The organism is Nitratifractor sp., from assembly GCF_015487065.1.
Classification (GTDB): Bacteria; Campylobacterota; Campylobacteria; order Campylobacterales; family Sulfurovaceae; genus Nitratifractor.
In genome coordinates, this window is record NZ_WFQN01000158.1 from 1 (window position 1) to 17809 (window position 17809).

The 17809-nt window shown below is 56.9% G+C and carries 18 protein-coding genes and 1 pseudogene; 4 read left to right on the forward strand and 15 right to left on the reverse strand.

All coding sequences use genetic code 11. The annotated features are described in order from the left end of the window. The 5 genes from F8I07_RS08955 to rdgB all read right to left on the reverse strand — a co-directional run. Positions 1-249 (reverse strand): response regulator transcription factor (locus F8I07_RS08955; protein WP_292658584.1); only part of this gene is annotated, 249 nt, incomplete at its 3' end. A gap of 43 nt (positions 250-292) precedes the next feature. Further along, complete coding sequence (locus tag F8I07_RS08960) at positions 293-886, reverse strand: Spy/CpxP family protein refolding chaperone (RefSeq protein WP_292658586.1); 594 nt, start codon at positions 884-886, stop codon at positions 293-295. 141 nt (positions 887-1027) lie between these two features. Next, entirely contained in the window at positions 1028-2017 is a 990-nt protein-coding gene (gene mutY, locus F8I07_RS08965; RefSeq protein WP_292658589.1) for an A/G-specific adenine glycosylase, read from the reverse strand. 296 nt (positions 2018-2313) lie between these two features. After that, positions 2314-4143, reverse strand: coding sequence for an invasion protein CiaB (gene ciaB, locus F8I07_RS08970; RefSeq protein ID WP_292658591.1), 1830 nt, complete (start codon positions 4141-4143; stop codon positions 2314-2316). After that, positions 4140-4742: an RdgB/HAM1 family non-canonical purine NTP pyrophosphatase gene (gene rdgB / locus F8I07_RS08975; RefSeq protein ID WP_292658594.1), complete on the reverse strand. Its 603-nt coding sequence runs from the start codon at positions 4740-4742 to the stop codon at positions 4140-4142. Before rdgB ends, ciaB begins: the two co-directional genes overlap by 4 nt. 161 nt (positions 4743-4903) lie before the next feature. Between rdgB and F8I07_RS08980 the strand changes: the two genes are divergently transcribed. Next, a complete protein-coding gene (locus F8I07_RS08980) occupies positions 4904-6241 on the forward strand; it encodes an MFS transporter (RefSeq protein WP_292658597.1) in 1338 nt (445 codons plus the stop codon). A 20-nt stretch (positions 6242-6261) separates the two neighbouring features. Here the strand turns inward: F8I07_RS08980 and F8I07_RS08985 are convergent, their stop codons facing one another. From F8I07_RS08985 to F8I07_RS09000, 4 genes are all read right to left on the reverse strand, one after another. Beyond that, a complete protein-coding gene (locus F8I07_RS08985; protein ID WP_292658599.1) occupies positions 6262-7239 on the reverse strand; it encodes a hypothetical protein in 978 nt (325 codons plus the stop codon). A 180-nt stretch (positions 7240-7419) separates the two neighbouring features. After that, positions 7420-7764: a TraR/DksA C4-type zinc finger protein gene (locus F8I07_RS08990; protein ID WP_292658601.1), complete on the reverse strand. Its 345-nt coding sequence runs from the start codon at positions 7762-7764 to the stop codon at positions 7420-7422. A gap of 17 nt (positions 7765-7781) precedes the next feature. Beyond that, on the reverse strand, positions 7782-9761 hold the full coding sequence (gene tkt, locus F8I07_RS08995; protein WP_292658604.1) for a transketolase: 1980 nt from the start codon (positions 9759-9761) through the stop codon (positions 7782-7784). Positions 9762-9866: 105 nt separating this feature from the next. Next, positions 9867-10727 (reverse strand): polyprenyl synthetase family protein, encoded by an 861-nt coding sequence (locus F8I07_RS09000; protein WP_292658606.1) that lies wholly within the window; start codon positions 10725-10727, stop codon positions 9867-9869. A 56-nt stretch (positions 10728-10783) separates the two neighbouring features. Here F8I07_RS09000 and F8I07_RS09005 point away from each other — a divergent pair, with 56 nt between their 5' ends. Next, positions 10784-11014, forward strand: a complete 231-nt coding sequence (locus F8I07_RS09005; RefSeq protein WP_292658609.1) for a hypothetical protein — start codon at positions 10784-10786, stop codon at positions 11012-11014. Positions 11015-11046: 32 nt separating this feature from the next. Here the strand turns inward: F8I07_RS09005 and F8I07_RS09010 are convergent, their stop codons facing one another. Next, positions 11047-11574 (reverse strand): shikimate kinase, encoded by a 528-nt coding sequence (locus F8I07_RS09010; RefSeq protein ID WP_292658612.1) that lies wholly within the window; start codon positions 11572-11574, stop codon positions 11047-11049. Positions 11575-11640: 66 nt separating this feature from the next. Between F8I07_RS09010 and F8I07_RS09015 the strand changes: the two genes are divergently transcribed. After that, positions 11641-12360: an SDR family NAD(P)-dependent oxidoreductase gene (locus tag F8I07_RS09015; RefSeq protein ID WP_292658615.1), complete on the forward strand. Its 720-nt coding sequence runs from the start codon at positions 11641-11643 to the stop codon at positions 12358-12360. A gap of 4 nt (positions 12361-12364) precedes the next feature. On the opposite strand, the gene F8I07_RS09020 is transcribed toward F8I07_RS09015, so the two are convergent. Next, a complete protein-coding gene (locus F8I07_RS09020) occupies positions 12365-12670 on the reverse strand; it encodes a hypothetical protein (protein ID WP_292658618.1) in 306 nt (101 codons plus the stop codon). A 47-nt stretch (positions 12671-12717) separates the two neighbouring features. On the opposite strand from F8I07_RS09020, the gene F8I07_RS09025 reads away from it, so the two are divergent. Beyond that, entirely contained in the window at positions 12718-13215 is a 498-nt protein-coding gene (locus tag F8I07_RS09025) for an RNA 2',3'-cyclic phosphodiesterase (protein WP_292658622.1), read from the forward strand. Between the two features lie 63 nt (positions 13216-13278). Here the strand turns inward: F8I07_RS09025 and fusA are convergent, their stop codons facing one another. The 4 genes and pseudogenes from fusA to F8I07_RS09045 all read right to left on the reverse strand — a co-directional run. Then, a complete protein-coding gene (gene fusA, locus F8I07_RS09030) occupies positions 13279-15360 on the reverse strand; it encodes an elongation factor G (protein WP_292658623.1) in 2082 nt (693 codons plus the stop codon). Positions 15361-15375: 15 nt separating this feature from the next. Further along, a complete protein-coding gene (gene rpsG / locus F8I07_RS09035) occupies positions 15376-15843 on the reverse strand; it encodes a 30S ribosomal protein S7 (protein ID WP_292658625.1) in 468 nt (155 codons plus the stop codon). Positions 15844-15955: 112 nt separating this feature from the next. Beyond that, on the reverse strand, positions 15956-16327 hold the full coding sequence (rpsL, locus tag F8I07_RS09040; RefSeq protein WP_292658628.1) for a 30S ribosomal protein S12: 372 nt from the start codon (positions 16325-16327) through the stop codon (positions 15956-15958). Positions 16328-16525: 198 nt separating this feature from the next. Further along, positions 16526-17809 (reverse strand): annotated as a pseudogene (locus F8I07_RS09045) (DNA-directed RNA polymerase subunit beta'); the annotation flags it as partial.

A 17809-nucleotide genomic window follows, 5' to 3' on the forward strand; every position in this document is an offset into this window, starting at 1 on the left:
GGCCCGGGCGGTGGAGACGATGATCGGCAGCTGGGGATAGCGCTCTTTGACCCGGCGGCAGAGCTCCAGTCCGTCCATCTCCGGAAGGCCCAGATCCGCCAGCATCAGATCGTAACGCTCCGTCGTCAGCTTCTCCAGCCCTACCGTCGGGGAGCGGACGCTGAAGAGCTCGATTCCGTAACGGGCCAGATACTCCTCCAGCAGTTCGGTGATCTCCGGATCATCCTCCACCATCAGCACTTTCGCCACCGCATCTCCCTTTTCCCGTCAGGGTCTGCTTCCTTCCGGGCGCTCAGTTCTTCTGGGACAATTTTATCAGCTTTTCACGCTGGGCGGGGGTCAGGACCTTGAAGACCTTCTCCATGCGATCGGCCATCCGGTCCAGCCGCTCGGCCTGCCGCTGCTGTCGCATCTTCTCCCGTGCCGCCCAGCGCTCCTGCATCGCTTTTTTGAACGCGGCTTTGTCGAAACTCTCCGGCGTCATGAAGCGGGAGAGATCCATGGCGCTGCGGCCTCCCTTTCCGCGATGCATTCCGGGGCCTTTCCCCTGTTTGACACGTGCAATTCTTGCTTCGATCCGCTCCTTCTTCGCCTCCAGCCGGATCAGACGGATCTGCTTTTTCTGCTCGTCAGTCAGATCCAGCTGGCTCATGACCCGGTGCATCATGGCAGCCCGCATCCCCTGTCGCTGCATGCCCCTGGCCATGCCGTGGCCCTGTTTCATTCCCCGGTTTCCGCACTGCCCCGCTCCGGCCTGCATCCCCTGGCCCATCCCTGGGCCCATGCCCTGACCTTTTCCGGGTCCCATCCCCTGCCCGGCATAGGCAGCAGTAGCCAGTCCCAGTGTCGCGGCGGTCATGATTCTGATTGCTTTTCCTTTTTTCATTGTCGATCCTTTTCTACCAATCTGGGCACTAGAAAGTGTGCCAGGTGCGTCGATTGGTGGTTTTTAAATTTCCTCTGCCCGATTCGGGAAGGGGATACTGTAATGATAGGAGAGCTGTGTCAATGCGCTGTGAAGGGATTGTCAACGAATGTAAACGACAAAGACTTTCCGATCGATCCCCCCGAGAGGGGCAGACTCGATCGTTTCGGGAGAATGGTAGGTCACCTCTTTGGAAAGCCCCGGCGGCAGCGACGGTACCCGCCACACTTCAGCCTCCAGGGTGAAGTGGCTGTAGCTCTGGCGCAGATTGCCCAGATGCTCCCCCTCCACCGTCGCCTCCGTCTGGGGAAAGTGCCAAAGCCCGCCGTGAAAACGCTCACGGCTCCGCTGCATCGCCCAGGCACCCTCGTGCTGATGGAGCAGAATCCTGCGACGGCGTAGCGGAGGAGCCGCCCGTTTTTTCGGAGCCGGATAGCGCTCCGGATGCGCCCGGCCCCTGCAGCTCTCCGCCAGAGGGCATCCCTCGCAGCGGGGAGCCCTGGGGGTGCAAACCGTCGCCCCCAGATCCATCATCCCCTGGTTCCACTCGTAGGCGTGTTCCGGATCGAAAAGCCGCTGGGCCATCCGCCAGAGCTCCCGTTCCGTCGCCTGACGCCGACGGTAATAGCGGTAGAGGATACGCCGGACATTGGCGTCGAGGATCGGCAGGGCTTCGCCGTAGGCGAAACAGGCGATGGCCCGGGCCGTGGAACGCCCGATCCCGGGCAGCTTCTCCAACTCCTTGGCCGTCTCGGAAAGCCTGCCCCCCGTCAGACGGGCCGTACGGTGGAGGTTACGGGCCCGGCTGTAGTACCCCAGCCCCTCCCAGGCCTTGAGCACCGCCTCCTCTTCCGCCTCGGCCACATCCCTGAGTGTCGGGAAACGCTCCAGAAAAGGAAAATAGAACCGCTCCAGCACCGTAGCGACCTGGGTCTGCTGCAACATGATCTCACTCAGATAGATCCGGTAGGGATCCTTCGTCCGCCGCCAGGGCAGATCGTGACGGCCGTTTTCGAGGTACCAGGAGAGAAATTTGTCGTTAGTCGTTTGAACGGGGCTTCGCCCCTCTTTGTCGTTTGTAATTGGTTCCAAGTTTATTATCTTACATTGCAAATGAGCCCTATGAAAAACCGGAAAGATTCGATTTCGTCATGCTGAACTCGATTCAGCATCCACGGTTTCATGGGTATTTTTAACCCTGGATTCCGGATCGGGTCCGGAATGACAGGGTTTTTCAGAGGGCTCTAATATCATTGCGGGACTGAAGTCCCACCTCCAAAAATTCTCAATGTTCAATCCATTCGTGGGATGGCAATCCCACGCTACACAGCTAAGCAGCTCTCGGTTTCTAGTTACTCGTTACTCGTTACTAGTTCCCAAAACGTTCCTCATTCAAAAACCGCCACCTTCTGTCCGATCTCCAGATAGCGTTGATAATAGCTCTCGACGAAATCTCGGACCGCCGGAGTCACCGGCAAATAATGCGCCCCCTCTTTCCGGGCATAACAACTCAGATAATCCGCCGCATCACGCTTGTGGACATAGTGTTCGGCTAATTCACGATAAGCGCGGATATAGCCTGCCTTCATCGCGTCGTAGGCTTCCGGATCGATCCGCACCCGGACACCGTCGAAATCGACCGCCCGACTGCGGTAGAGGATCTCCAGATGGATCAACCCTTCGCAGTAGTAGGGAAGCACCTCTCCCACCTCCCGCCAGGCCATCAGCCCTACCGCCCGAGAGATGAGATCTTCCATGACGTCGGTTCGCAGAGAAGCCTCTTCGTACTCGAAAAAGGCCATCAACCCTCCGGTGGTCGCTTTGAACTCTTCGATGTTTTTGAACTGTCCCCGACGGTTCATTTGCACCTCGGTCTCGCTGTCGATCCAGAGAATGTGCCCGTATTCGTGCCCGATGGTGGCAATCTCGTAGAGCCGCATCCAGCGGGGCGCATCCTCCAGCAGGGCCCGTCGACGCCGGACAAACGCCTCGCCGAAGGCTTCCAGGCTCAGGGCCATCACCGGCTTGTCCCGCTGGGACTGACGGACGAAATCGGCATAGGCGAAGATCTTTTTGCCCAGCTCAGAAGAGACTTGTTCGTCGTTGGGAACCACCTGGGCCGAGAAGAGGCCGTTGAACTCCGCGGCATAGTAGAGCATGGGACGGCCGATATAGAGCTGCGTCCGCTCGATCTGGTCAATGTTTTTGGCGAAGATTCGTTCCGCCTCCAGCCCCAGCTCTACGGCAAGATGCGCGGCAAAGGCCCGCAGCTGCTGCGGCACTTTCACCGAAGACTGCAGCTGCGGATTGACGACCCGCAGATCCCACTCCAGGGCAACCGCTTTGCGATAGTGGTCTTCGTAGTACTCCAGGGGATGCCCCACCTGCAGCGGCGTCCTGATCTTCATCCAGGCCCGATCCACCTGGGACCAGTAGCGCACCAGTTCATCCGGTTCGGTGTGGAGAAAGGCTTCCCGCAGACTCTCGAAATAGCGTAACCACTCCTCCTTTTGCCCGAAGACCTCATCCTCCAACTCCCTGAGGGTCTCCAGGAGCATATCAAGCGCCGCCTCCACCTCCCGGATCTCCTCCCGGAAAGCTTCGGCGTAGCTCACCCGACGGTAGCCTCCCGAATCGGCCACCAAAACCGAATAGCAGCGATCCGCCTCTTTCCCTTCGTGGAGATCGAGGAGCTGCTTTTCCCGGAGCATTTCGAAAATCTTCTCTTCATCTCCTTCAAAGAGTTGCAACAGCTCCCGATTGATCCCGTGAATGATATGGGAGGTCCAGCCGTTCTGCCAGCGGGTCATCGCCTGCCCCACGGCATGCACCCCGGCAATCAACGCCCGATAAAAAGGCGTCAGCAACCCCTCCTCCTCGATCCAGACGATCAGCGATTCGAAACGGTCCAGATAGAAGTCGCTGACAAAGAAGTAGGCCTTCTCCTTGGCGGTGATAATCTCCTCGTCCGTGAACCCCTGCTGTCGCAAGACCTGCTCCAGGGCATCTTCCCGCAGATTGACCAGTCGCGTCAGGGCCGCCATCATCGTCTCGGGCGTCTTGGGCAGCTCCAGAAGCCGCAACAGACTCTCTACCTTCTCCGTCGCCTCGGGATGCTCTCCGCCCTTCAGAATCGCCATATAATCACCCAGGAGCTCCTGGCGCCGACTCAACTCATCATAGAGCCGCTGCAGATCTCTCATAAATTTTTCTCTCATTGCGCTTCCTTTCGCCGCAGAAGTTCCAAAATCGGCCGAACCAGTTCGATCGCCTGTGAGCGGTGAGAAATGGCGGCTTTGACCTCCTCCTCCAGCTCTCCCAGGGTCCGGTCGTACCCCTCGGGGATGAAAATCGGATCGTAGCCGAAACCCTTCTCCCCCCGTGCTTCGTCGATCACTTCGCCATGCATCCAGCCATGCACCACATACTCGCCCAGAGCGCCGACTACGGCAATCGCCGCCGTATAGTAGGCGGGAGTCCGGCTCACTTCTCTTGCCTTGAGCTCATCGATCAGCTTGTTCAGATTCTGCCGATCATCAGCCCCCTCGCCGGCATAGCGGGCCGAATAGATCCCCGGGGCACCCCCCAGCAGGGGGACCGAGATCCCGCTATCATCGCTGATGACCAGGAAATCCGGCCCCAGCGCCTCATAGATCGCCCGTGCTTTGATGAGGGCATTACCGGCAAAGCTATCGGCATTCTCTTCGATCTCCGGTACCGAAGGGAATACCTCGTCAACCCCTTTCAGTTCCGGGCCGAAAGCCTCTCTGAACTCCCGGAGCTTCCCCCGATTTCCTGTCGCCAGTATCCACTGCATGGCATTAACCTTCTTTAATCATCTTGGGACTATAATTTCTCGTTCATTGACGGAAATATCTCAAATTCATTGAATATTTTCATCAGCAAAGTTTATCGGTCCGTATGCTCCCTTTTCGAGGGATCCTCTTCGGATTATACCCTATCAAAGGATACGCCCCTATGAAAGCGATTATCGCAAAAACCTGGCATTTGAGCCTCATCATCGGCCTGCGTTTTCTGGGCCTTTTTGTCGTCATCTCCGTCCTCTCCGCCTACGCCAAGGACCTCCCCGGCGCCACCCCGACCCTAGTGGGTCTGGCGGTAGGAGGCTACGCCTTCACCCAGGCGGCCTTTCAGGTTCCTTTCGGGAGCCTCAGTGACCGGATCGGCCGGAAAAAGGCGATCCTCATCGGATTGCTAATCTTCGCCGCCGGCTCCGTCATGGCGGGGATGGCCACCGATATCTACACCCTGCTTGTGGGCCGCTTCCTCCAGGGAGCCGGAGCCATCGGCGCCGTCATCATCGCCATGATCTCCGACCACGTCCGCGAAGAGGAGCGGGCCCACGCCATGGCAATCATGGGGATGGTCATCGCTTTGGCCTTCACCGCCGCCATGGTCATCGGACCCATTATCGGAGGACTGCCCGACGGAGTGCCCTTCCTCTTCTACCTGACGGCGGGCATGGCGCTGCTCTCCATCGTGCTGCTCTTTACCGTCGTCCCCGAACCGCCCAAGATCACCCACAGCTTCGCCGAAGAGGAGGCCAAAGTCCGTCACGTCTTCAAAGACAAGGATCTGGTCCGGATGTACATTACCTTCCTCTTCCACAGCTCCACCATGGCGATTGCTTTTTTCCTGATTCCTCTGGTCCTCAAGAGCAAATTCCACCTTCCCATGGGAGAGTTCTGGAAGGTCTATCTGCCGGCGGTCTTCTTCGGGATCATCGCCATGGGACCCTCCGCCGTCTTCGGAGAGAAATACAACAAAGGCAAAGAGGTCTTCCTCGCCTCTATCGCCTTTATCGCCATCGCCTTCCTCCTGATGGGCTTCGCCCCTTCCCTCTGGCTTTTCGGAACAGGCGTCGTCTTCTTCTTCATCGGCTTCAATATGTTCGAACCGCTGCTGCAGAGCTTCGTCAGCAAATTTGCCAAAGCCCACCAAAAAGGAGCCGCCTTGGGCGTCGCCAACACCTTCGCCTATATCGGCATGGGCGTGGGGGCTACGCTAGCCGGTTGGATCTTCGCCCACTGGAGCGTCGCCGGTGTGGCCGTGACCGTCCTGGTCGTCTCGATCTTCTGGGCAATCTGGATCGCCAAAATGCGCAACCCGGGCCTGCGGGGCACCCTCTATCTCGATACCGAACATTATGACCGCAACAAGCTTGAGGCACTGAAAAAAGAGCCCGGTATCAACGATCTCTACGTCAACGAAACCGAGGGGATGATGGTCATCAAATATGACAAAGAACTCCTCGACGAAGATGAGATCCGGGGCAAGATGCTCAAAAAGAACTGAGTGTTCCTTCGCAACGCGCCTCAGTAGAGCCTGGAGAGATCAGAACCGCAGTGTTGAAGTGCTTCGTGATTTTCGGCTTTTATTCCACAATCAATAGAATGAATAAAGGTCTCGATAGAATCCAGCGCCTCTTTGCGTTGCTTTTCATCCCAGGTTTTGACCGGATCAAATGATTCTCCCATTGCTTTGCTGAAACGCCTGATACATGCGTTGATAGCCGAAAGAGTGTGACTTTGGGAGACACAATCCCTGGTCTCGACAAAAATCTTCTTTTTCTCAAGCAAACGTTTTCGGATATCTTCCATACTCTGTCGAGCTTCTTTCTTGCTCTTTACCTTCTCGGATTCCGTTTTAGACCTTCCCGCCCCCGACGACTCCGTGTTTAAACCCGGCAATTGCACCTTGGGGAAGTCAGGTAGCTTGAAGGCCGTGTCGGGGACAGTACCTCCTAAATGAACTTGTTGGGCCTCTTCGACACGGTGATCGCCTGCTATGTTCCGATCCAACCGAAGGCTCACCCCCCGGTCAAGGCACTCCCGTATCTGCGGAGAAATCCAAATTCGGCAAGGATATCCCCCTACCGTCGCATTGCCGTCGGGTTTTTCACCTATTTGCTCTCGAAGCCGCATTGCCATCCGATAGAGATCACCGTGGGCCGACCGAAGGATCCCTTTCATACCCGGAACTTCGCTTTCGAGGATCATCCGGCTCTCAAAATCGACGATCCAGCTCTGCGTCCCCACCCGCAATGTGAGCGTATGTCCCTCTTTTTCCCCGGGATGCCATCTTCCCTTCTCTTCAATTAGCTCCCGATAGCCGTATCGGTCGAAAAGCACTCTTTTGCTCCCTTTATAGGTGCGACTTTCCCCTCCGAGCTTTTGAGTCTCCGTAACCTTATAGAGAACCTCTCCACTGGAAACATCGTATTTTTTGAACGCGGGACTCTGCGCATTCAAAAGGATAACAGCCATCCCCGCAATCCAAAATATCCTTTGCATCTCTATCCTCCTTTCCTCTTTTTTTCAGCATCTGTTATTTTGATCAATTTTATCATACACAAACACCTCCTGCTCCGTTTCTATGATCCGGGAAAAAAGGCATGACGGTACCGGATATCATTTTTTTATCAAATGTTTGTGCGGTAAATTAGAAGGGATGGAGCAAAAAGAACTTGGCGATCAAAGTCCCAGTTCGTTCATGCAATCGACACAGTAGAGCGACTCGGGCATGAGCTTCAGCCGCTCAAGGGGGATCGGCTCTTCGCACTCCCGGCAAAGGCCGTAGTCGGGCCGGTCGATGCGGCGATAGGCCTCCTTGAGACGGTTGAGGCGCTTGGTGGCTTCCCGGTGACGTTGGATCTGGATACTTTGATCGAGTTTGAAATTGAGATGGGCTACTTTGTCGGAGGGTCCTTCGCCCCGTTCCGGGTAAAGAGCCTTTTCGATCTGCGCCAATTCAACGCTGAGCGCTTCGATCTGCTCTTCGATCGTCTTTTTGAACGCCTGTTTTTCTTGGAGGGTCATTGTAATATCGCGGAGGCTCAGGCCTCCCCCACCCCTTCGATGGAGACAGGTTTGTTCTCGGCACCCACCAAAGCGGCGGCGCGAGCCTTGATGTTTTTGATCGTGAAGCCGAAGTGCTTGAAGAGCTCCCCGCCAGGGCCCGAGGCACCGAAGCTCTCCATCCCCAGTACCTCGTCGGCGTACTTGTAATATTCGATCCCCCGGGCCGCTTCGACGGCCAGCACCTTGGTGGCCGGATCGATCACCGCCTGTTTGTAGGCTTCATCCTGCTCCTCAAAAAGATCGAAACAGGGGACCGAGACGATGTTGGCGGCAATCCCCATTTTTTCCAAAAAGCAGCCGGCCTGCAGAGAGGGCATCAGCTCCGAACCGCTGGCCATGATCGTCAGCACGGCGTTTTCCCGCTTTTTGACAATGTAGGCCCCCCGGGCCACCTCGCCGAAATCCCGGGTCGGTTTGAGGGTCTTGAGCTTCTGGCGGCTCAATACAAAAGCTTGGGGCTTGTCCAGCTTCAGGGCCGCTTTCCACGCTTCCACGTTTTCGGTGGCGTCCGCCGGGCGCCAGACGTAGAAGTCCGGCAGGGCCCGGAACTGGCTCAGCTGCTCGATGGGCTGATGCGTCGGACCGTCTTCGCCCACGCCGATACTGTCGTGGGTCCAGACGAAGAAGTTGCGGATGCCCGAGAGGGCCGCGATCCGCACGGCGGGCTTCTGGTAGTCGCTGAAGACGAAGAAGGTGGCGTTGAAGGGGATGACGGTGCCGTAGAGTGCCATGGCGTTGGTCATGGCCCCCATGGCATGCTCCCGGATCCCGAAGTGGAGGTTTTTGCCTTCGGGGAAATCCCCCATGTTTTTGAGGTAGGTTTTGTTGGACGGAGCCAGGTCGGCACTCCCGCCGATAAATCCGGGGATCGCTTTGGCGATGGCATTGAGGATCTGCCCGTTGCTGTCCCGGGTCGCGACCGCTTCGGTCTCGCTGAAATCGGGCCAGTCGATGGCATCGAAGTCGGGGTTGAGCAGCCGCTCCAGCGCTTCGTTCTGCTCGGCATAGGGGGCCTGCTTGAGCAGATGGCGCCACTCTTTTTCGTAGAGCTCTCCCTGTTCCACGGCGCAGCGGAAACGCAGCAGCACATCCTCGGGGACATAGAAGCTCTCATCGGCGGGGAAGCCGGCTTTTTCCTTGGAGACCTTGATCACCTCTTCACCCAGGGGCGCGCCGTGGACTTCATGATTGCCTTCCAGGCCCACCGCCTTGCGGCCGATGATGGTGTTGGCGACGATGATCGTGGGACGGTCGCTCGCCTTGGCTTCGTTGAGTGCCGCGTCGATCTCATCGTAGCAGTGGCCGTTGATCTTGAGGACCTTCCAGTTCTGGGCTTCGAAACGCTTTTCGATATCTTCGTTCCAGGCGATGGAGGTCTCCCCTTCGATGGTGATGTGGTTGCTGTCATAGATCAGGATCAGATCCTTGAGCCCGAAACGCCCTGCCAGGGCGCAGGCTTCGTAGCTGATCCCCTCTTCCAGATCCCCGTCGCCGCAGAAGCAGTAGACTTTGTGGTCGATGAGCTTGCAGGTAGGAGAGTTGACCAGGCGGGCGGTATAGGCCTCGGCCATGGCAAAGCCCACCGCGTTGGCCACCCCCTGGCCCAGGGGACCCGTGGTGATCTCCACGCCGGGGGTGTGGCCGTACTCGGGATGGCCGGGGGTTCTGGAGCCCAGCTGACGGAAGTTCTTGAGATCCTCCATGCTCAGATCGTAACCCCAAAGATAGAGGAGGCTGTAGATCAGCCCCGTGGCGTGCCCGCCGGAAAAGACCAGGCGGTCCCGGTTGAGCCAGTGGGGATTTTTGGGGTTGTGGCGCAGATGCTCGCTGAGCACCACCGCGATATCCGCCAGACCCATGGGGGCACCGGGGTGTCCGCTATTGGCCTTCTGGATCATATCCGCCGCCAAGAAGCGAATCGTATCCGCCATCTTTTTACGCATTTCGTTCGACATGGTTCATCCTTCGTTTGTCGTCGTTGTCCCGCCCTAGGGTGGGGTCTATCCATCGACGCACTCGGCGACAGTATGGACAGAACGCACCCTACGGCACTTTTGGGCTCAGTCGAGCGCCTGCCGGTGCCGGTGGAGATAACGCCGAATCATCCGCCCCAGCTCCCGACGGATCGGTTCATCAAAGACATCAAAGCGCTCTTCTAGACTTTCCGAGAGTCCATCGGCATAGGCCAAAGCCCCCTCCAACCCCAACAGCGTGACGAAGCTGTTCTTTTCACTGTCATTTCCTGTCGGTTTGCCCGCCTCTTCGGGGCTCTGGGTTGCATCCAGGATGTCATCCTGAACCTGGAACAAGAGCCCCAGTTCGATCCCGTAGTCGTAAAGCTCCCGGCGGATCTGAGGATCCAGCCCCACGATCACCGCCCCCATCTCCAGAGCGGCGGCGATCAGTTTGGCGGTCTTGTTGCGATGAAGTTCGATCACCTGCTCCAACGTCAGAGGCTCGTTTTCGAAACGCAGATCGATCGCCTGCCCCAGGACCATCCCGCCGCTGCCGCCGTTTTCGGCCAGGATCCGGACCAGCTCGATCCGTACATCAGGCCGAAAGGGACTGCGGGCCAGCAGCTCGAAAGCGTGGGTATTGAGAGCGTCCCCCGCCAGGATCGCCAGCGCTTCGTCGAAGCGGGTATGAAGGGTCGGATGCCCGCGGCGCAGCCGCGCATCGTCCATGGCCGGCAGGTCGTCATGGATCAGGGAGTAGGTATGAAAGATCTCCAGCGCCAACGCCGGCATCATCGCCGACTCCAGCAGCAGCGGAGCATAGGCACGGACTATCCCCAGCAGCAGACGGGGCCGAAAGCGTTTACCCCCGGCCAGTATCATCGACTGAAGCGCTTCGTTGTATTCGGGATGGAAGGTCTCCACCTGGGGGAGATTGGCCGCCAGGAAGCTTTCAAAATCCTGCATCGTTTCCTTTCCGGAAAAGTGGGAGAATTATAACAAAATAGGTTAAAATAGCCGCTATGAGCTCGACAGAAAAACAAGAAGAAAATAGCCGATATCGCTGGTTCAAAAGGGGCGTCGCTCTCGCCGCCGTCGGCATCTGGATAGCCCTGATCATTCATATCTTTCAAGGCGGAGGCGGGATGAACCGTCAGGCCCCGAAATGCCTCTTCACCACCATGATCGTTTTCGGAATTCTCACCGCCGTCTACAAAGGCATCGAACAGCGAGAGAAGGAGAGTGAAGAGTGAACCGAAATTATTAACTATTCACTATTAATTATTCACTCGGAAGCGAAGCTTTCGACTCCTTTCCAGATCTCCTCCAAAACTTCCTCCAGGCTTTTCCCTTCCACATTGACTACCAGATCGGCTACCTCTTTGTAGGCCTTTTCCCGTTGGGCATAGAGCTTCTTGGCTTTTTTCGGTTCAGCGAAGAGGGGACGTTTGGCCAGTTTGTTTTTGGCGTTTTTGGCGGTGCTGAGACGATGATAGATCCAGTCGTATGAGGCATCTAGCAGCACAACGGTTCCCAGTTTTTTGAGATTTTTCACCTGGTAGAAGCCGCCGCCGCAGCTGATCAGGGTCCCCTCCACACAACACTCGATCCAGTCGGCGGTCTCCTGTTCCAGTTTCCGGAAATACTTTTCACCCTTTTTTTTGAAAATCTTCGGGATGGTCCGGTTCTCTTTGGATTCGATCAGGTCGTCGGTGTCGATATTGTAGATGCCGTATTTCTTGGCATAGGCCCGGGCAGTTGTCCCTTTGCCAACCCCCATGAACCCGATCAGGATAATATTGTCTTTTCTCATCGTTTCGCTTTGACTTGCTGGGATAGATTTTGTATGATAGACATTATACAGCATCAGGAGAGACGCATGGGAAAAATTTTGATTACCGGTGTCAGCAGCGGACTGGGAGCTGCTCTGGCCGAAAAAGCCCTGGAACGGGGTGATGAAGTCTATGCCGTCGGCAGGCAGGACAACAAAAAGCTCCTCAATCAGGCCGATTACTACTTCTATCCCCTCGACCTGAGTGATGTGACCATGCTAGAGGAAAATCTCAAAACCTTCATCCAGGGACACCGCTTCGATCTGGTGATCCTCAACGCCGGTATCCTGGGGGAGATCAAAGAGCTCGCCGAAACCCCTCTGGAAGAGATCCACCGGATCATGGACCTCAATGTCTGGGCCAACAAGCAGATTATCGACACTCTAGATCGGCACTGCCGCCCCCCTCAGATCGTTGCTGTCAGTTCCGGAGCCGCCGTCAACGGTTCCAAAGGATGGGGAGGCTATGCTCTCTCCAAAGCCACGCTCAATATGCTGATCAAACTCTACGCCGCCGAAAACCCCTGGACCCACTTCAGCGCTATCGCTCCGGGAGTCATCATGACTCCCATGCTCAAAAAAATTCTCGACAGAACCGATCCGGAGCGTTTCCCCTCCATCCGTCGCCTCAAAGAGGGACCGATCCAACTCCCCGAGGTGGCAGCTCAGCGCTTCCTCGATGCCTGCAAAAAAGCGTTGGATTATCCCAGCGGCTCCTTTTTGGATGTGCGTACCATCGCAGAGCGCACCGCTTCTACCCGAGCGTGAATTCTCAGCTTCCCGTCATCTGTTTGAGATAGAAATAGAGAAGGATCAGGACAAGGGCGGTTGTGGCCGTCAACCAGCCATAGGCGGCAATCCATCGCCCCCTTTTCCCCTCTTTGCGTGCCCGTAAAAAAGCATAGAGAAAACTCAACAACAAAAAAGAGAGGGGGATTAGAAGCGTCGAGCCGCGTTCCTGTGACATGGCAAGCTTTTTCAGCACGGAAGCCGCCGGATAAAAAAGCCCCCAGAGTACTCCGATTAGCAACAGCGTCACCAGATAGAAAACGCTCCAGAGCGCAATTTTCTTTTTCATCTCCTCTTCTCTCCCTCATTCCCCAAGGATTATGGCACAATGAGCTTATGCGCCTTTTTATCGCTTCACCGGTTTTACTCTACGATTATACAGAGTTACAAAGAGATTTTTGTGATGTCATCGAAGGGAAATGGGTCGAAGAGGACAAGCTCCATCTGACATGGATCTTTTTGGGAGAACAGCCCTCGGCAAGCCCCTGGAGTGAATATCTGAGTCGGATTGCGCCACTCGATTGCCCGGCCCTTCTCAAAGGTCTGGGAAGTTTCGGGCGCCCTCCCCGGATCTTCCACGCCAAATCGAAAGAGCCGATTCTCTATCACAAAGCGATGCAGATGCAACGTGCCGGATTCAACTTCTACCGCTTCACCCCGCACGTGACACTCTGCCGGATCAAAAAGATAACGGATTGGAGAGGCTATAAAGGGCTTTTGGAAACCTATAGGGAGAAGATTATCGGAGAGATAAAGACAGAGATCACACTCTATGAGAGCAGTTTATGCCCTGATGGCACGATCTATAAAAAGATAGAAGCCGTCACAACATGACGCTTCCAAAATTATGAACTATTAACTGTTAACTATTAACTTGAAACGCCATAAGGCGTTTCATTACCCGTTGCGCTTTTCGATGATCTCTTTGGCCACGTTGGCGGGAACTTCGTCGTAGTGATCGAACTCCATCGCATAGGTGGCGCGTCCCTGGGACATAGAGCGCAGGTCGGTGGAGTAGCCAAACATCTCCGCCAGGGGCACGAAGGCGTCGACGATCTTGTTGCCGGCGCGATCTCCCATCCCGTTGACCTGACCGCGGCGCTTGGAGATATCGCCGATCACATCTCCCATGTACTCTTCGGGCACCTCGACCTCGACCTTCATGATCGGCTCGAGGATGACGGGGTTGGCTTTTTTGGCCCCTTCGCGGAAGCCCATGGATCCGGCCAGTTTGAAGGCCATCTCCGAGGAGTCGACTTCGTGATAGCTTCCGTCGTAGAGGGTTACTTTGACATCCTCGACGGGATAACCGGCCTGGATACCGCGCTGCATCGCCTCTTGAATACCCTTGTCGACAGCAGGGATATACTCTTTGGGGATGACCCCGCCCTTGATCTCGTCGATGAACTCGTAACCGGCTCCCTGCTCCTGGGGCTCGATCTTGAGGAAGACGTGACCGTACTGACCGCGACCACCGGACTGCTTGGCGTACTTGTACTCCTGGTTGACCGGAGTCTTGATGGTCTCCCGGTAGGCGACCTGGGGAGCCCCCACTTCCGCCTCGACCTTGAACTCGCGCATCATCCGGTCGACGATGATCTCCAGGTGAAGCTCACCCATACCGGAGATGATGGTCTGACCCGACTCCTCGTCGGTAGCGACGCGGAAAGAGGGATCCTCCTGGGCCAGTTTTTGCAGGGCGATACCCATCTTCTCCTGGTCCGCTTTGGTCTTGGGCTCGACGGCGACAGAGATAACCGGATCGGGGAACTCCATCCGCTCCAGGATCACCTTGTCTTTCTCATCCGCCAGCGTATCCCCGGTCAGAGTGTACTTCAGACCGACGACGGCGCCGATCTCTCCGGCATAGAGGTTGCTGATCTCTTCGCGCTTGTTGGAGTGCATTTTCAGCAGACGGCCGATCCGCTCTTTCTTGTTCTTGGTCGTGTTGTAGACGTAGGAACCGGAATCGAGAACGCCGCGGTAGACCCGGATGAAGGTCAGCTGACCGACAAAGGGGTCAGTCATGATCTTGAAGGCCAGAGCCGCGAAGGGACCCTCGTCGGTGGATTCGACAAAGGTCTCGGTCCCGTCCTCGTACTCACCCCGGATGGGAGGAACTTCGGTGGGAGAGGGCAGATAGTCGACGACCGCATCCAGCAGAGTCTGAACCCCCTTGTTTTTGAAGGCGGTACCGCAGGTCATGGGGACGATGCTCAGATCGATGCAGCCCTTTTTGATCCCGGCTTTGATCTCCTCTTTGGTGAGCTCTTCGCCCTCCATATACTTGTCGAGAAGCTCATCGCTGGTCTCGGCGACCGCTTCGATCATCTTCTCCCGGTACTCTTCGGCCAGCTCCACTAGATCTTCGGGAATATCGACGATCTCGTACTTCTGACCCATCAGCGACTGGTCGTCGTCCCAGATCACCGCTTTCATCTCCACCAGATCGACGACACCCTGGAAGTTCTCCTCGGCGCCGATGGGGATCTGGATGGGCACGGGATTGGCGTTGAGCCGCTCTTTGATCTGGCGCTCGACCTCGAAGAAGTCGGCACCGGTCCGGTCCATCTTGTTGACGAAGACCATGCGGGGGACATGGTACTTGTTGGCCTGGCGCCAGACGGTCTCGGACTGGGGCTGGACCCCGCCGACAGAACAGAAGACGGCGACGGCACCGTCGAGGACCCGCATGGAGCGCTCGACTTCGATGGTGAAGTCGACGTGGCCCGGAGTGTCGATGATGTTGATCTGGACGCCTTTCCATTCACAGGTGGTCGCTGCGGAGGTAATGGTGATTCCGCGCTCCTGCTCCTGCTCCATCCAGTCCATAGTGGCGGCACCGTCATGGACCTCACCGATCTTGTGGCTGACCCCGGTGTAGAAGAGGATCCGCTCGGTGGTGGTGGTCTTTCCGGCGTCGATATGGGCTGCGATTCCGATGTTCCGTACTTTGCTGAGGGGGTGTGATCTGGGCATGTCTTTTCCTTCTTCTTACCAGCGGTAGTGGGCGAATGCTTTGTTGGCTTCGGCCATCTTGTAGGTATCTTCTTTCTTCTTGAACGCGGCCCCTTTTTCGGTGGCGGCATCCATCAGCTCGTTGGCCAGGCGCTCGACCATGGTCCGCTCGTTGCGCTTGCGGGCCGCTTCGACCAGCCAGCGGATCGCCAGGGACTGCTGGCGGACGGGACGGACTTCGACGGGAACCTGATAGGTCGCTCCGCCGACGCGGCGGCTCTTGACCTCCATGACGGGACGGACGTTCTCCATCGCCTTGTTGAAGACCTCGATGCCTTTCTCGCCGGTTTTGGATTCAATTCTCTCCAGGGCACCGTACATGATCTTCTGGGCGGTTACCTTCTTGCCGTCGAGCATGACGGCGTTGATGAACTTGGTCAGGACTTTGCTTCCGTAGACGGGATCCGGCAGGACCGGACGCTGGGGAGCTCTTCTTCTTCTCATTTTTTCTTTCCTTTCTTCAATCGTGACATTGATTTACTCAAACGCTGCCCACGAAGGGATCACGGCAGCGCCTGATCAGGCGGCCGAAGCCGCAGAGCCTCTCGGTCGTCGCTTACTTGGGACGCTTGGCACCGTATTTGGAACGGGCAACCTTACGATTAGCCACACCGGCGGTATCCAAGGCTCCCCGGACGATGTGATACTTCACACCGGGAAGGTCTTTGACCCGGCCACCCCGGACCAGGACAATGGAGTGCTCCTGGAGGTTGTGGCCCTCTCCTCCGATATAGGAGATGACTTCGAAACCGCTGGTGAGGCGGACTTTGGCAACCTTACGAAGCGCCGAGTTGGGCTTCTTGGGGGTCGTAGTATAGACGCGGGTACAGACACCGCGGCGCTGAGGACAGTTTACAAGGGCAGGTGACTTGGACTTCTTGATCACCTTCTTCCGCTCTTTACGGATCAACTGGTTGATAGTAGGCAAAGCTGCATCCTTTCATAGGTAATGTTTTTGTTTTCCCGCTGGGCGAGAATTGAATCCGGGCTGTTACACCTCGGTGCACCGCTCCGCGAAACGGTCAGCCGAAGTGTCGACGGAAAAATAGGCAGTAATTATAGTCAAGAAGGCTTAAAAAGGATTGAAAACCTCCACAGAGGAGGAAAAGACCCGGGAGAGCCGGGGTCACTCGGCACTGAAGATTTTGACTTTTTCCTCTTCGATCATTCCGGTACCTACCGGGATGAGTCGTCCGATGACCACGTTCTCTTTCAGATCTTCCAGATGATCCACCGTACCGGCGATGGAGGCGGAGGTGAGGACCTTGGTGGTATCCTGGAAGGAGGCGGCGGAGATGATACTGTCGGCGCCGACTGCCGCCCGGGTGATTCCCACCAGCATCGGTTCGGCGATGGCCGGTTCGCCGCCCAGTTTGGTGATCCGCTTGTTCTCTTCGATGAACTTGCGGCGGGAGACGATGTCCCCGGCGATGAAGCGGGTGTCGCCGCTCTCGACGATCTTGACCTGACGCATCATCTGGGAGACGATGATCTCGATGTGCTTGTCGGAGATGTTGACCCCCTGGCGGCGATAGACCTGCTGGACCTCACTGACGATATATTCGTAGAGGGCCCGCTCGCCCAACGCCTCGAGAATGTCGTGGCTGGAGACCAGCCCGTCGGTGAGGCGCTCGCCGGTGTGGACATATTCCCCGGGATGGACCAGAATCGTCTTACCTTTGTCCACCAGCTGTTCGGTCACCTGGCCGTTGTCCCCGGTGATGACGATCCGCTCTTTGCCGCGCAGCGGCTTGCCGAAGCTCACCACCCCATCGATTTTGGCGATGAGGGCGATATCTTTCGGACGGCGGGCTTCGAAGAGCTCCGAGACCCGGGGCAGACCGCCGGTGATATCCTTGGATTTGATGGCTGCTTTGGGCTTCTTGGCCAGAATATCGGCGATCTGCACCTCTTCCCCGTCCTGGACGAAGAGGATCGTCTTGGGATCCAGGTGGTAGCGGAGGATCTCACCGCTCTCCGTCGCCAGGATAATCGACGGTTTGTAGGCCGCGGGAATATATTCGTTGAGCTCCAGCCGGGACTCGCCGGTGAGTTCATCGAACTGCTCGCTGGCGGTCACGCCGGGAATGACATCCTCGAACTTGACGGTACCGTTTTGCTCGGCGATGATCGGCTCGGCATAGGGATCCCACTCGGCAATGACGATCTGGGTCTGCTCTTTGGGCGACGAGATCAGGGCCCCGCGCTCCACCTGCTCCCCGGCAGCCACCTGGATGATGGAACCGCGGGAGATGTAGTGGCGGGCCGCTTCCCGGTTGCTCTCGTCGACGATGACGGCGAAAAGCCCCTTCTCCTCCACCGGTTCACCCTTTTTGATGGTGTCGGTGGGTTCCAGGTAGTCACCTTCGAGGAGGAAATACTCCACCCGTCCTTTAGCGTCGGCCTGGAC

What these genes read in the sequence shown, in the direction of transcription:
- F8I07_RS08960 (WP_292658586.1), bottom strand. Translation starts at nt 886, where the DNA reads ATGAAAAAAGGAAAAGCAATCAGAATCATGACCGCCGCGACACTGGGA.
- ciaB (WP_292658591.1), bottom strand. Translation starts at nt 4,143, where the DNA reads ATGAGAGAAAAATTTATGAGAGATCTGCAGCGGCTCTATGATGAGTTG.
- rdgB (WP_292658594.1), bottom strand. Translation starts at nt 4,742, where the DNA reads ATGCAGTGGATACTGGCGACAGGAAATCGGGGGAAGCTCCGGGAGTTC.
- F8I07_RS08980 (WP_292658597.1), top strand. Translation starts at nt 4,904, where the DNA reads ATGAAAGCGATTATCGCAAAAACCTGGCATTTGAGCCTCATCATCGGC.
- F8I07_RS08985 (WP_292658599.1), bottom strand. Translation starts at nt 7,239, where the DNA reads ATGCAAAGGATATTTTGGATTGCGGGGATGGCTGTTATCCTTTTGAAT.
- F8I07_RS08990 (WP_292658601.1), bottom strand. Translation starts at nt 7,764, where the DNA reads ATGACCCTCCAAGAAAAACAGGCGTTCAAAAAGACGATCGAAGAGCAG.
- tkt (WP_292658604.1), bottom strand. Translation starts at nt 9,761, where the DNA reads ATGTCGAACGAAATGCGTAAAAAGATGGCGGATACGATTCGCTTCTTG.
- F8I07_RS09000 (WP_292658606.1), bottom strand. Translation starts at nt 10,727, where the DNA reads ATGCAGGATTTTGAAAGCTTCCTGGCGGCCAATCTCCCCCAGGTGGAG.
- F8I07_RS09005 (WP_292658609.1), top strand. Translation starts at nt 10,784, where the DNA reads ATGAGCTCGACAGAAAAACAAGAAGAAAATAGCCGATATCGCTGGTTC.
- F8I07_RS09010 (WP_292658612.1), bottom strand. Translation starts at nt 11,574, where the DNA reads ATGAGAAAAGACAATATTATCCTGATCGGGTTCATGGGGGTTGGCAAA.
- F8I07_RS09015 (WP_292658615.1), top strand. Translation starts at nt 11,641, where the DNA reads ATGGGAAAAATTTTGATTACCGGTGTCAGCAGCGGACTGGGAGCTGCT.
- F8I07_RS09020 (WP_292658618.1), bottom strand. Translation starts at nt 12,670, where the DNA reads ATGAAAAAGAAAATTGCGCTCTGGAGCGTTTTCTATCTGGTGACGCTG.
- F8I07_RS09025 (WP_292658622.1), top strand. Translation starts at nt 12,718, where the DNA reads ATGCGCCTTTTTATCGCTTCACCGGTTTTACTCTACGATTATACAGAG.
- fusA (WP_292658623.1), bottom strand. Translation starts at nt 15,360, where the DNA reads ATGCCCAGATCACACCCCCTCAGCAAAGTACGGAACATCGGAATCGCA.
- rpsG (WP_292658625.1), bottom strand. Translation starts at nt 15,843, where the DNA reads ATGAGAAGAAGAAGAGCTCCCCAGCGTCCGGTCCTGCCGGATCCCGTC.